The following is a 12,476-nucleotide window of genomic DNA, read 5'->3' as shown; positions in this document are numbered from 1 at the left end:
GGCCGCTTCCTGGGCTACCAGTTCCACTCCTCGAAGCCCGGCTCGCGGCAGCGATAGCCGATCGGGCATTGCGGATTGTCGCGGGTGGGGACGAAGCGCAGCTCGGCGATCTCGGAGCCGCTGCACAGGCTGGGGCCGCTGACGAAGCGCTCGGGGTTCGTCCCCCCGGCGATCACCACGTCTCCCTCGTTCTTGACCAGCGCCATCGCGTCCGCGCACGTCATCCGCGTCATTCCGGCGGGGCGCGACGGCCGCGACTGCTGCGCGAACGCGCCCGCCCCGGTCGCCATCGCGACAAGGTGAATGCACAGCAAGGCGAGGACCAGCGGCCTCATCGCGAACGGGTTCCGGATACGCACCCGAGAAGAAAGTCCTCAGGCCTCGCGCCATCCTGCACGGCCGGGCGGCCCGAGACTGTCACCGGAATGCGCCACCACACGGCTTTCGCCGTTGGACCGCCGCAATCACCGGATTATGGGATTCCGGGACCACCGAGAGCCGTTGAACGTCGCGACCGCGGACGCCCCTGGGCGAGCCCGGTACGAGCCGCCCCGGTTGGCCCTCCGGCACGCGCCTCCCGGCGCCTCGCGTGCCGGCCGTCGCGCGCTGGAGCCCAGGGACCCGCAGATGTCCGCCCTCTCGATCCTCGACGTTTCGGCCGTTCGCGCCGCCCCTTTGGCCCGCGAGCCCTACCCCTACACACTCGGCACCAACGTCCTGAACCCGGACGCGATCGACGCGATCCGGCGCGATTTCCCGGACATCGCCAAGCCCGGCTACCTGACGGTGGACGAGGTCGCCCTCAAGGGCCGGTTCAAGGCGCTGATCGACGAGCTTGAGAGCGACGCGTTCTCGGAGATCCTCGGTGAGAAGTTCGGCATCGACCTCGTCTCCTGCCCGCGGCTCACCACGATCATGCGGAAGAGCCAGCTGAAATACGGCTCGATCCACACCGACGGCCCGTCGAAGGTGCTGACGCTGCTGGTCTACATGAACGACGCCTGGGACGCCCCGGCCGCCGGCCGCCTGCGCGTGCTCTACGACGGCCGCAATTACGCGCCTTTCGCGGTCGAGGTGCCGCCGACCATGGGCACGATGTTCGCCTTCCTGCGGGCCGACAATTCCTGGCACGGCCACGAGCCGTTCGAGGGCGAGCGGCGCGTCGTGCAGGTCGCCTGGCTCAAGGATGCCGCGGAACTGGAGCGCAAGCGCAAGCGCAACCGCACCGCGCAGTTCCTGAAAGGAATTTTCGGACGCTGAGCGACGCGGCAGTTTCACCCAGGCTCTTGTTGGGGCATGTTTTTCATCGGCGGCCCGAGGATCGAATCGGCGCCGGAACCCTGGACCAGGGAGGCGGATAGGATGGGCGCGGTGGTGCTGGCCGATCCGGGTGAGGAGACCCGTACCGGTTCCAAGCGTCGCTTCGTCGTGCCCGCCCTCCTCGTGCTCGGTTGGGCCGGGCTGTTCGCCTACAGCGCGGCCTACCTCACCGAAGACATGCCGTTCCGCCAGCAGACCGCCGAGACCCGCGCGGCGCCGAAGCCCCTCGGACGCCGGGTCGTGATGCTCGACATGCCGGATGAGGCCATCCCGGACGTGCAGCGCCCGGATGCCGCGCTGCAGGCTGCGACGCAGGCGGCTCCGAGCCAGGCATCCCCGGGCACGTCGGCGGCGATCGCCGCCCCGCCGGCGGTGCCCGCAACCGCCAAGCCGACAGGCGCGGCCAATGCCGAGTTCGTCGGCGTCTGGGGTCCGACCGTTGATGCCTGCGCGGCGCGCTCCCGACGCCTGGGTTACCTCCCGGCCACGATCACGCAGGAGCGGGCCCGGGCCGGGCGGACGATCTGCAACTTCCATGACGGTCGTCGGGTCGGCAACGCCTGGGTGGTGAGTGCCGAATGCAGCGACCGCGGCCGGCACTGGTCCTCCCAGGTCCGCCTCATGGTCGCCGGAGACCGCCTCACATGGTCCAGCGGCCGCGGCACCGCGGCTTATGTCCGCTGCGGGCGGCGTGGCGGCTGAGGGGCGTCAGGCGATCCCGATCACCCGCCCCTTGGCGGCGTTCAGGACAATCCGCGCCGCAGCTTGGCTCGGCGTGTCGTCGCCGGTGAGCCGCATCCGTCCGTCGATGCGGGCCAGCGCGTCGCATTGCGCGTCCCGCTCCGGGCCGCCGACCAGCAGGGGCAGCAGCGCCCGCGCGAGATGCTCGGGGGTGCACGCGGCCTGGACGAATTCCGGCATGGCGTTGTCGGCCAGGATCAGGTTCGGCAGCACGATGCTTGGGACCTGGATCAGGCGCCGGGCGATGAACTCCTCCGCGCGCGAGACCTTGTAGGCCACCACCATCGGGACGCCGGCCAGCGCCAGTTCCAGGGTGACCGTGCCAGAGGCCGCGAGCGCAGCCCGAGCACCGCGGAAGGCGGCGTATTTCGGGGCCTCACCGGTCAGGACCCGCACCGGCACCGGCCAGTCCAACGCTAGGCGCTCGATCAGCGCCCGGTGGCGGGTCACGGCGGGCAAAATCGCCTCGACCTCCAGGATGCGCGCGACCTGTTCCAGCACCCGCCCGAACACCGGCATCAGCCGGTCGATCTCGGCGCGGCGCGACCCCGGCAGGATCACGAGGCTATAGGGCACCGCCTCCCGGCGCCGGTTCTCGGCCGGGGACGGGCGCAGTTCCGAAAACCGCTCGATCAGCGGATGGCCGACATAGGTGCAGGACGGGCCGCCGAGCCGCAAATGCGCGTCGGGCTCGAACGGCAACAGCGCCATCACGTGGTCGATGAAGCCGCGCATGCCCTTCGCGCGCCACGGCCGCCAGGCCCAGACGCTCGGGGAGACGTAATCGACGATCGGGATGCCGGGGGCGGCCTTCCGGACCCGCTGGGCCACGGCGTGGGTGAAGCCCGGGCTGTCGATGATCACCAGCACGTCGGGCCGGGCTCGGACCACGGCGTTCGCGGTCTCGCGGATCCGGCGCAGCAGGGTCCGGGCGCGGGCGAGCACCGGCAGGTAGCCCATGACGGCGACGTCATCGAGGGGGAACAGGGAGGAAAAACCCTCCTCGGCCATGGCCTCGCCGCCGACGCCGCCGAACACGGTCCCGGGCGCCGTCGCCCGCAGCGCCCGCATCAGCTTGGCCCCGAGCTGATCCCCGGAATCCTCGCCGGCCACGAGCCAGATTGTCTTGGAGGGCGACCCGGACGCGGCGCTCATGGCTCGGTTCCGTAGCCGACTAGGAACAGCCCGAGGCGGTCTGCTTCGGCGGCGGTGGCGGCGCGATCGATCACCAGGGTGCCGCCGGCTTCCAGCGCCAGGCCGACGCAGCCGGCGGCGGCGGCGTTGCGCACAGTCCGGGGACCGATGGCGGGCAGGTCGATGCGCAGGTCCTGGCCGATCTTGGGTGCCTTCACCAGCACGGTCGCGGGCAGCGCCCGCCCCCGACCGAACGGCTTGCGTCCGAGCGCCCTGGCGCGGGCGAGCATGCGGTCGGTCCCCTCCGGCCCCTCGACGGCGAGCACCCGCTCGCCCGAGACGGCGACCGCCTGACCGAGATCGAAGGGCGAGAGTGCGTCGAGCACCCCGCGCCCGGTGCGGATCGATGTATCGGCATCGCCATTGGGACCCAAGCGCCCGAGCCGACCCTCCGGGCAGAGCAGGTCCGGCGCGGCCTCGTGGACGCCCAGCACCCGATGGCCCTCCTCCTCCACCAGCGCCAGGGCGGCGCGCAGCAAGCGGTCGTCGCCGCCGCCGGCGATCGCCCGCAGGGTCTCGCGGTTTCGCAAAGCCGCGCCGGCGTTGAGGAGCGCGGCCGGACTCGGCCGGAAGACGCCGCCGGCCGGCACCATCACAGCCGGCCCCCAGCGGCGCAGCAGCTTGAGGATCGCGGCGAGGTCGAGGAGGTCGACGGTGGCGTCGGCCCGGGCGCGCAGGGACCGCTCGGTGAAACCGCGCAGGGCGATCAGCCGGAACGGCCTCTGCGTCCGGGTCAGCGACTCGGCGACCAGCTCGGGCAGCCGGCCGGCGCCGGCGATCAGGACAAGCGTGCCCTTGGGCAGCGGAGCGGCCTCGGCCATGGCGGGGCGGATCAGGCGGCCCCGATCGGAACCGGGAGCTCACGCGGGGTGCAAATCGAGCGCTTGCCGCCGGCGCGGATGAAGGCGAGGATCTCGGCCACGGCGGTGTGGGACTCGAAGGTCGCGGCCACGTCCTCGACCCGCTCCATCAGCGTGCCCTCGGGGGCGAACAGCAGGCGGTAGGCCCGCCGGAGGGCGTGGATATCCTCCCGGGCGAAGCCCCGGCGCTGCAGGCCGATGATGTTGAGCCCCGACAGGGTCGCGCGGTTGCCGAGCACCATGCCGTAGGGGATGCAATCGTTCTCCAGCCCCGAGAGGCCGCCCACGAAGGCGTGGGCGCCGACCCGGGCGAACTGGATCACGGCGGCACCGCCGCCCAGGATCGCGTAGTCGCCGACGCTGCAATGGCCGGCCAGCATCACGTTGTTGGAGAAGATGACGTGGTCGCCGACCCGGCAATCATGGCCGACATGGGAATTGGCCAGGAAGGTGCAGTGATCGCCGACCGTGGTCTCGAGGCCGCCCCCGCTGGTGCCGGGGTTCATGGTGACGCCTTCGCGGATCAGGCAATCGGACCCGATCGTCAGCGTCGAGGCCTCGCCCCGGTACTTCAGGTCCTGCGGCTGGTGGCCGATGGAGGCGAACGGGAAGATCCGGGTGCGCGGCCCGATCGTGGTGCGGCCGGCCAGCACGACATGGCTGAGGAGCTCGCAGTCCTCGCCGAGCACGACCTCCGGACCGACGTGGCAGAACGGGCCGATCCGCACGCCGTCGCCGATCGCGGCGCCGGATTCGATCACGGCGCTCGGGTGGATGAGGGCGTCGCTCACTCTGTCACCAGCATGGCGCCGATCTCGGCCTCCGCCACCAGCACGCCTTCGACCCGGGCCTCACCCCGGAACCACCACATGGTCCGGCGGTGGTTCATCTTCTTCATGTGGAAGCGCACTTGGTCGCCAGGGGTGACGGGCTTGCGGAACTTGCACTTGTCGATCGTCATGAAGAACACCTGCTTGGTGCGCAGCTCGTCCGTCCGGATGTGACGACAGCAGATCGCGCCCGCGGTCTGGGCCATGCCCTCGATCAGCAGCACCCCGGGAAAGACCGGCATCCCCGGGAAATGCCCCATGAATTGCGGCTCGTTGGCGGTGACGTTCTTGATGCCGATGCAGGATTCGTCGCGATCGATCTCGACGATGCGGTCGATCATCAGGAACGGGTAGCGGTGCGGCAGCAGTTCCAGCAGCGTCTGGATGTCGGCTGTGCCCAGCTCCTCGTTGGTCTCGCGCGCCGCCTCGCTCATCGAATCCCGTACCTTGCCTCACCGCCATCGGGCGGACCGATATCCGCCCCCCATGACAGGCGGACGCCCTCTTCGGAAGAAATCGGCGGCGATGCAAGGGTTTCCGGGCGACGCAGCCGATATCGCGGGCCGGATCACTCCGCGTCGGGGGTGGGATCCTTGCCCGAGCGCTCGGCGAGCCGGGCCAGGGTCGTCAGCTCGCGGAACCAGGCCCGCACCGGCTTGGCCGGAGTGCCGCCCCAGCGGCTGCCCGGCGGGACATCGCGGTTGACGTTGGACGAGCCGGCGATCTGGGCGCCGCGGCCGATGCGCAGATGGCCGACCACGCCGACCTGGCCGCCGAGCACCACGTAATCTTCGAGCGTCGTGGAGCCCGAGATGCCGACCCCCGAGACGATCACGCAATGGCGGCCGATCACCACGTTGTGGGCGATCTGAACGAGGTTATCGATCTTGGTGCCCTCGCCGATGACCGTATCGCGCGAGGCGCCCCGGTCGATCGTGGTGTTGGCGCCGATCTCGACATCGTCCTGAACGATCACCCGGCCGATCTGCGGCACCTTGAGATGCGTCGCGCCCATGGCGAAGCCGAAGCCGTCCTGGCCGAGCCGGGCGCCGGGATGCAGGATCACCCGGTTCCCGACGAGTGCGTGGCTGAGCGTGGTGCCGGCGCCGATGGAGCAGTCGCGCCCGATTCGCACGCCGGGACCGATCACGGCGTTCGGGCCGATGACGCTGCCCGTGCCGATCTCGACGCCCGGGCCGATCACGGCGCCGGGATCGACCGTGACCCCCTCCTCCAGCCGCGCATCCGGGTGGACATGGGCGCCCGGGGCGATGCTGCGGCCGCCGAATTGCGAGCCTGGACGTAGGGCATCCGGGTGCAGGCGGCCGAGCAGAGCCGCGTAGGCCCGATAGGGGTCCCGGCTTACGAGCGCGATCGTCCCGGCGGGGCAGCGCGCGGCGAAGCGTGGGCTCACCAGGCAGGCCCCCGCCCGGGTCGTGGTGAGTGCCTCGCCGTAGCGGGCATTGTCCATATAGGCGAGGTGATCCGGCTCGGCGCTCTCGAGCGGCGCGGCACCGGTGAGCCGGTATTCCGGATCCGCGCCCTCGGGCAGGGACGTGCCGGCGGCGGCGGCGACATCGGCGAGGGTGAGAAAGCCGGTCGCGGCGAAGAAATCGGGATCTGCCATGCGTGACAACGCGCCGGCCGGAAGAATCCGGCCGGCGCGCCAGGTTTTTATCAGAACCGCGAGCCGCCGGAGAAGCGGAACGCCTGGGTCTGATCCTTGCCGATATGGCCGACCTTGCCGAGCAGCGGCACGTAGACCGACTGGCCCTCGTCCTTGGTCAGGGCGTAGGCGTAGTCGAACCGGATCGGTCCGAGCGGCGAGTTCCACAGGATGGACGCACCGACCGAGGAGCGGATCGCGGCCGTGTCGCGGACGTTCACGCATTCCGGCTCGACGCCGATGGTGAAGGCGGAGAAGTTGCACTTCCCGGTCTGCGGCGCGATGCCGTTGATGAAGCCGTCACCGTTCACGTCGAAGGTCCGCCGGCTGTTGTAGCCGAACAGCGTACCGGCATCGGCGAAGAGGGCGCCCTTCAGGCCGAGATCCCGCGGGATGAGGGGCAGCGGGAACTGCACTTCGAGGGTACCGCCGATGTAGGTGGAGCCGCCGATGGCGTTCGAGCGGGCGTCGGCGATGCCGACGTCGCGCGGGCCGATGCCGTTGGGCGCGAAGCCGCGGACCAGCGACGGGCCGAGGAAGAACTCGTCGGTGACGCGCAGCGGCTCTCCGTTGATCGACTGGATATGGCCGCCCTGGAACCGGACGAAGCCGATCACGTCCTCGAACAGTTCCTTGTAGTAGCGCGCATCCGCGGTGACGCGGAAGAACTTCGAGTCGCCGCCGAGGCCGGCCACGTCGGGCTTCAGTTCGGCGTAGAGGCCGTTATGGGGCGCACCGACCACGTCGAGGGTCGAGTAGGCGAGCGTCAGGCCGGCCAGCGAGGTCAGCGTGTTGCCCTGCGAGCCCTTGATGGCGATCGAGGCTTCGCCGTCATAGGCGCAGTTCGGATACAGCGCCTGACCGCCGATGTTGCGGCCGGTATTCGGGTCGATGAAGTTCGCCGGATAGGTCGCGGTGTAGCCCGGGATCGGGATCGAGCAGTCGTTGTACGGCTTCTTGAGGGTGTTCGGGACCTTCAGCTCGGTGTTGTACAGCGAGTAGCGCAGGGTGATGCCGAACTCCTCGGTGATCGGCAGGCCCAGGCGCAGCTGGCCGCCATACACCGTGGTCTCGTAGCGCGAGTACCGGGTCAGGTCGGAGTACTTGTAGAAGGCATCGAAGCCGGCGGCGAGCCGGTAGCCGAGGAAGTACGGCTCGGTGAACGAGAAATCGACGCCGCGCGAGTACTGGCCGCCGGTGCCGGCGAGGCGGACATACTGGCCGCGGCCGAGGAAGTTCGACTCGGAGACCGAGACCTCGCCGATGATGCCGTCCTGGGTGGAGTAGCCGCCCGCCACCGAGAACGAACCCGTGGGCTGATCCTCGACGTCGATATTGATGACCACGCGGTCGGCCGCGGAGCCCGGCTCATTGGAGAACCGGACCTTCTTGAAGAAGCCGAGGCCGTTCAGGCGCCGCTCGGCCCGGTCGGTGAGCACGCGATTGTAGGCGTCGCCTTCGGCGATATCGAGCTCGCGACGGATGACGTAGTCGCGGGTGCGGGTGTTGCCGCGGATGTTGATGCGCTCGACGTAGACGTGCGGGCCGTCCTCGACCACGAAGCCCAGGGAGACTTGGTGAGTCGCGGGGTCGCGCTGGCCGGTTGGGCGGACCTGGGCGAACGGGTAGCCGGCGCGGTTGACCTCGCGGGTGACGTTGTTGAGCGTCCGCTCCACGTCGTCGGCGTTGTAGACGTCGCCCACCGCGGCGGTGATGTTGCCGTCGAGCTTGGCGGTGTCGATGCCGGGCAGGCGGGAATCCACCGCGACCGCGCCGACCTTGTACTGCTCGCCCTCGTTCACCGTCACGGTGATGACGTAGCCCGAGTTGTCGCCCTCGACGTAGCGGGCGTCGGCGCTGACCACCTGGAAGTCGGCATAGCCGTTCTTCAGGTAGTAGCGGCGCACCTGGTCCAGGTCGCTGGTGATGCGGTCGGGATCGTAGACGTCGGAGGTCTTGATGAACGACAGGAAGTTCATCTCGGAGGAACTCATCAGACCCTTCAGGGTCCGCTCCGAATAGGCGTTGTTGCCCACGAAGTTGATCGAGATGATACCGGTCTTGTCGCCCTCGTCGATCTGGTAGATCACGTCGACCCGGCCGTTGGGCAGGTCCACGGTCCGGTAGGTGACCTTGGCGGTGCCCCGGCCGAAGCGCTTGTAGACGTCGCGGATGCGGGCGAGATCGGCGTTGACGATGGCCTCGCTGTAGGGGCCGCGCGCCTTCGCCTCGACCACGCCCTCAAGGGTGGCCTTCTCGATCTTCTTGTTGCCCTCGAACACCACCCGGTTGATCAGGTTGTTCTCGCGGACGGTGACCACCGTGCGGCCGCCGGACTGGGCGACCTTCACATCCGAGAACATGCCGCTGGCGAGCAGGTTGCGCCTGGCCTCCTCGGAGGAGCCTGAGGCGGTCCCCGTCACGTAGGAGCGGATGGTGTCGGCGTCGACGCGCTGGTTGCCCTGGACGACGATCTGCTGCGCCTGGGCGGCACCGCTCAGGACCAGGCCCGCACCGGCAGCGACTAGGACGATGGTCTTCCGCACCGACTTACGTCGGGGCTTCCCCGTCAACGACATCATGCAATCGCCCGTTTCTGTTCTGGTCGCGGGGGTTAGCCCGTCACAGGCGACCGTTGACCGGTCGTCCTGTCACCCTGGTCCAAGCGTGGCTTCAGGTCCAAGCGTAGCTCTTAGCGGGATTCCCCTGCCAAGCAAACGCGCGGGAGGCCATCGTCAGGGGATTTTGGGGGGTCGTGGCCTTCGCGCCACTTAACGGAGCCCGCACCGTGTGGACAAAGCGCCAATCGTGGTGAATGGCCTGTAAATCTTTGTGGCGATGACTGTTTTTACGACAGATAGTCTGTCGGTTAACCGTGTTTTAAGCACCTTACGGGCCGGCGACACGGCGCCTTTCAGGCGGCCCCCGGGCGGCATCGCGGCGGGATTGGGGCACCGATTCCGGTGGAGACCGGAACCGGTGCCCGCGCCGGATCCCGCGATCAGGTGTTCCGCCAGGAGGCGCCGAGGTTGAGGATGTCGTTCCAGGCGGCGAACAGCATCAGCATCAGCACCAGGGCGAGGCCGATGCGGAAGCCAATCTCCTGGGCGCGCTCGCTCAGCGGGCGGCCGCGGACGACCTCGAAGGCGTAGAACAGCAGGTGCCCGCCATCGAGCAGCGGCACCGGGAACAGGTTCAGCAGGCCGATCGAGACCGAGAGCAGCGCGATCAGGCCGACCAGCCCGCCGACCCCGCCGTTCTTGGCGACCTCGCCGGAGACCCGGGCGATGCCGATCGGGCCTGAGAGCTGGTCGGCGGATTCACGGCCGGTGGCGAGCTTGCTCAGGTAGGAGAAGGTCCGCTCGACCACGAAATAGGTCTCGCGCACCCCGAGATCGAGGGAGTCCAGCGCCCCGTACCGGACGAGCCTCGCCTCAGAGCCCGCCGGGGAGCGGATGCCGAGCCGGCCGATCCGGTGGCGGCCGAAGGGAGTCTTCTCCTCGTAGGTGGCCGGGGTCGCCTGGATGGTGACCGGCTGCTCGCCCCGCTCCACCGTGAAGGTCAGGGGCGTGCCGGCACTGCCGGTCACGGTCCGGTACATGGCGTTGAAGTCGCCGATCTTCTCGCCGTCGATGGCGGTGATCACGTCGCCCGGCTGGAAGCCGGCCTGGGCGGCGACGCTGCCGGGCTCCACCGAGGAGACCCGGGCGGGCAGCTCGTAGCGGCCGGCGAGCCAGATCGCCCCGGCGAACAGCACGATCGCCAGCAAAAAGTTCGCCACCGGCCCGGCGGCGACGATCGCGGCGCGCTTGGCGACAGGCTGAGTCGGGAAGCTGATCGCCCGCTCCTGCGGGGACATCCGGGCGATCGCCTCGGGATCCGGCACGCTCGCGCCGTTCACGTCGCCATGGAACTTGACGTAGCCGCCGAGCGGGATGGCACAGAGCTTCCAGCGCGTGCCGCGGCGGTCGTTGAAGCCGAACAGCTCCGGGCCGAAGCCGAGCGAGAAGGCGTGGATACCGACCCCGCACCAGCGGCCGACCAGGAAGTGGCCCATCTCGTGGACGAAGACCACGACCGTGAGCACGAACAGGAACGGGATCACGGCCCCGAAGAAGCCGCCGGCGGTCCCGCCCATCGCGTTGAGGAAGTCCATAAGCCGATCCCTGGCCGTCTCTGCGCCGGCTTCTCAGGCCGGCCATCGGGCCGGTTTAGCAGATCGGTGCGGCTTACCGCCAACGCAATCCGCCGAGGCTGTCGCGGGTGGTCGCGGGTGGTGGTCGCGGGACTTGCGCGGCGCCTATCGGAGAAAACGATCCCCGTGATCCGCGTTCCGAAGCGGTCAGTGCCCCCCGCCGCCGGCGCCCCCGGCGCGGGGGCGGCGGATCAGCGGCACGGCGCAGGCCATCGCCAGGAACAGCACGGTGAGCGCCAGGAACACGTCCTCGAAGGCCATGACCAGCCCCTGGATCCGCACCGTGTTGGTCATGGCCTTGAGCGCCATGTCCGACGCGGCGCTGCCGTAGGAGCCGAAGCCGCGCTGCATCGTGTCGAGGCGCTCCAGCGCGGTGGTGTTGGCCCAGGTGAAGCGCTCGTGCAGCCGGGCGAGGTGCAGGTCCCAGCGGGCGTTGAGCACGGTGTTGATCAGCGCCAGGCCGACCGCGCCGCCAAGGTTGCGGGTGAGGTTGTACAACCCGGAGGCGTTCTTCATCCGGGCCGGCGGCAGCGTGCCGAGCGCGATGTTGTTGATCGGGATCATGCATAGCATCAGCGAGCAGCCGCGCAGGACCTGGGGCCACAGCAGCTCCCAGAAGTCCCAGTCCTTGGTGAGCCCGGTGACGATCCAGGTGCCGCAGGCAAAGCCGGCAAAGCCCAGACCCATCATGATCCGGGGATCGACCTTGCCGGAGAGCCGGCCGGCGATCGGGGCGGTGGCGAACATGCACAGGCCCGAGACGAACATGGTCTCGCCGATCATCAGCGCCGAGTAGCCGCGCACCCGGGCGAGGTAGACCGGGTAGATGTAGGTCAGCCCGTAGAGCCCGATGCCAAGCACGAAGCTCGCCACGCAGCCGCTGGCGAAGTTGCGGTCGGAGAAGGCGCGCAGGTCGACGATCGGCTGCTGCGCCGTGAGGACGCGCCAGAAGAACAGCAGCCCCGAGACCCCGCCGATGATCGCGCAGGCGAAGACAGCCTCGTCCTGCAGCCAATCGTGGTTCGGCCCCTCTTCGAGGACGTATTCGAGGCAGCCGAGGAATCCCGCCATGAACGCGAGGCCGGCCCAGTCGAACGACTTCAGCAGGTCGTAGTTCGGCTTGTCGAAATCGATCAGGATCCAGGTCGAGATCGTCACCGCGATACCCGGCACGACGTTGATCAGGAACAGCCAGTGCCAGGACATCAGGTCGGTGAGGTAGCCGCCGATCGTCGGGCCGATGGTCGGCGCCAGCGTCGCCACGAGGCCGATCACCGGCGACACGATGGTCCGCTTCGAGGGCGGGAAGATCGTGAACGCGGCGGCGAACACGGTCGGAATCATGCCGCCGCCGATGAAGCCCTGCGCGGCCCGCCAGACGATCATCTCGGAGATCGACGAGGAGGTCGCGCACATCACGCTCATCAGCGTGAAACCGCCCGCCGAGAGCGCGAACATCCAGCGGGTCGAGAGCACCCGCGACAGGGTGCCCGACAGCGGGATCGAGATGACCTCCGCGATCAGGTAGCTGGTCTGGACCCAGGGGATCTCGTCCCCGGAGGCCGAGAGGCCGGCCTGTATCTCGTTGAGGGAGGCCGAGACGATCTGGATGTCCAGGATCGCCATGAACATCCCGAACACCATGCAGAAGAACGCCACCATGCGGCGGC

Annotated in this window: 11 protein-coding genes; 2 read left to right on the top strand and 9 right to left on the bottom strand. The window is 69.2% G+C overall.

All coding sequences use genetic code 11. From position 1 onward, the window contains the following. Positions 1 to 14: 14 nt before the first annotated feature. Positions 15 to 335 carry a hypothetical protein gene (locus tag MKL11_RS06910; protein ID WP_243941579.1) on the bottom strand — a complete coding sequence of 107 codons (321 nt, stop codon included), beginning with the start codon at positions 333 to 335 and terminating at the stop codon, positions 15 to 17. 292 nt (positions 336 to 627) lie between these two features. Between MKL11_RS06910 and MKL11_RS06905 the strand changes: the two genes are divergently transcribed. Continuing rightward, positions 628 to 1,260, top strand: a complete 633-nt coding sequence (locus tag MKL11_RS06905; RefSeq protein ID WP_243941577.1) for a 2OG-Fe(II) oxygenase — start codon at positions 628 to 630, stop codon at positions 1,258 to 1,260. A gap of 102 nt (positions 1,261 to 1,362) precedes the next feature. Then, on the top strand, positions 1,363 to 2,022 hold the full coding sequence (locus tag MKL11_RS06900) for a peptidase inhibitor family I36 protein (protein WP_243941575.1): 660 nt from the start codon (positions 1,363 to 1,365) through the stop codon (positions 2,020 to 2,022). A gap of 6 nt (positions 2,023 to 2,028) precedes the next feature. Here MKL11_RS06900 and lpxB read toward each other — a convergent pair whose 3' ends face one another. From lpxB to MKL11_RS06860, 8 genes are all read right to left on the bottom strand, one after another. Continuing rightward, complete coding sequence (gene lpxB / locus MKL11_RS06895; protein ID WP_243941572.1) at positions 2,029 to 3,216, bottom strand: lipid-A-disaccharide synthase; 1,188 nt, start codon at positions 3,214 to 3,216, stop codon at positions 2,029 to 2,031. Beyond that, entirely contained in the window at positions 3,213 to 4,076 is an 864-nt protein-coding gene (locus MKL11_RS06890) for an LpxI family protein (RefSeq protein ID WP_243941570.1), read from the bottom strand. Before MKL11_RS06890 ends, lpxB begins: the two co-directional genes overlap by 4 nt. 11 nt (positions 4,077 to 4,087) lie before the next feature. Then, positions 4,088 to 4,906 (bottom strand): acyl-ACP--UDP-N-acetylglucosamine O-acyltransferase, encoded by an 819-nt coding sequence (gene lpxA / locus MKL11_RS06885; protein WP_243941569.1) that lies wholly within the window; start codon positions 4,904 to 4,906, stop codon positions 4,088 to 4,090. After that, positions 4,903 to 5,379, bottom strand: coding sequence for a 3-hydroxyacyl-ACP dehydratase FabZ (gene fabZ / locus MKL11_RS06880; RefSeq protein WP_243941567.1), 477 nt, complete (start codon positions 5,377 to 5,379; stop codon positions 4,903 to 4,905). Before fabZ ends, lpxA begins: the two co-directional genes overlap by 4 nt. A gap of 134 nt (positions 5,380 to 5,513) precedes the next feature. Further along, positions 5,514 to 6,572: a UDP-3-O-(3-hydroxymyristoyl)glucosamine N-acyltransferase gene (lpxD, locus tag MKL11_RS06875; RefSeq protein ID WP_243941565.1), complete on the bottom strand. Its 1,059-nt coding sequence runs from the start codon at positions 6,570 to 6,572 to the stop codon at positions 5,514 to 5,516. 50 nt (positions 6,573 to 6,622) lie between these two features. After that, positions 6,623 to 9,193 (bottom strand): outer membrane protein assembly factor BamA, encoded by a 2,571-nt coding sequence (gene bamA / locus MKL11_RS06870; RefSeq protein WP_243941562.1) that lies wholly within the window; start codon positions 9,191 to 9,193, stop codon positions 6,623 to 6,625. A gap of 419 nt (positions 9,194 to 9,612) precedes the next feature. Next, on the bottom strand, positions 9,613 to 10,767 hold the full coding sequence (locus tag MKL11_RS06865) for a M50 family metallopeptidase (protein WP_243941560.1): 1,155 nt from the start codon (positions 10,765 to 10,767) through the stop codon (positions 9,613 to 9,615). Between the two features lie 186 nt (positions 10,768 to 10,953). After that, on the bottom strand, positions 10,954 to 12,468 hold the full coding sequence (locus MKL11_RS06860) for a DHA2 family efflux MFS transporter permease subunit (RefSeq protein ID WP_279600331.1): 1,515 nt from the start codon (positions 12,466 to 12,468) through the stop codon (positions 10,954 to 10,956). Positions 12,469 to 12,476: the final 8 nt, after the last annotated feature.

Origin of the sequence: Methylobacterium sp. J-077, from assembly GCF_022829365.1 — a bacterium.
In the GTDB taxonomy this organism is placed as follows: Bacteria; Pseudomonadota; Alphaproteobacteria; order Rhizobiales; family Beijerinckiaceae; genus Methylobacterium.
This window is presented reverse-complemented; position numbering and strand designations above follow the sequence as displayed.

Coding starts and splice junctions, on each gene's coding strand:
- MKL11_RS06900 (WP_243941575.1), top strand. CDS start 1,363: ATGGGCGCGGTGGTGCTGGCCGATCCGGGTGAGGAGACCCGTACCGGT.
- lpxB (WP_243941572.1), bottom strand. CDS start 3,216: ATGAGCGCCGCGTCCGGGTCGCCCTCCAAGACAATCTGGCTCGTGGCC.
- MKL11_RS06905 (WP_243941577.1), top strand. CDS start 628: ATGTCCGCCCTCTCGATCCTCGACGTTTCGGCCGTTCGCGCCGCCCCT.
- fabZ (WP_243941567.1), bottom strand. CDS start 5,379: ATGAGCGAGGCGGCGCGCGAGACCAACGAGGAGCTGGGCACAGCCGAC.
- lpxD (WP_243941565.1), bottom strand. CDS start 6,572: ATGGCAGATCCCGATTTCTTCGCCGCGACCGGCTTTCTCACCCTCGCC.
- MKL11_RS06860 (WP_279600331.1), bottom strand. CDS start 12,468: ATGGTGGCGTTCTTCTGCATGGTGTTCGGGATGTTCATGGCGATCCTG.
- MKL11_RS06910 (WP_243941579.1), bottom strand. CDS start 335: ATGAGGCCGCTGGTCCTCGCCTTGCTGTGCATTCACCTTGTCGCGATG.
- MKL11_RS06865 (WP_243941560.1), bottom strand. CDS start 10,767: ATGGACTTCCTCAACGCGATGGGCGGGACCGCCGGCGGCTTCTTCGGG.
- bamA (WP_243941562.1), bottom strand. CDS start 9,193: ATGATGTCGTTGACGGGGAAGCCCCGACGTAAGTCGGTGCGGAAGACC.
- MKL11_RS06890 (WP_243941570.1), bottom strand. CDS start 4,076: ATGGCCGAGGCCGCTCCGCTGCCCAAGGGCACGCTTGTCCTGATCGCC.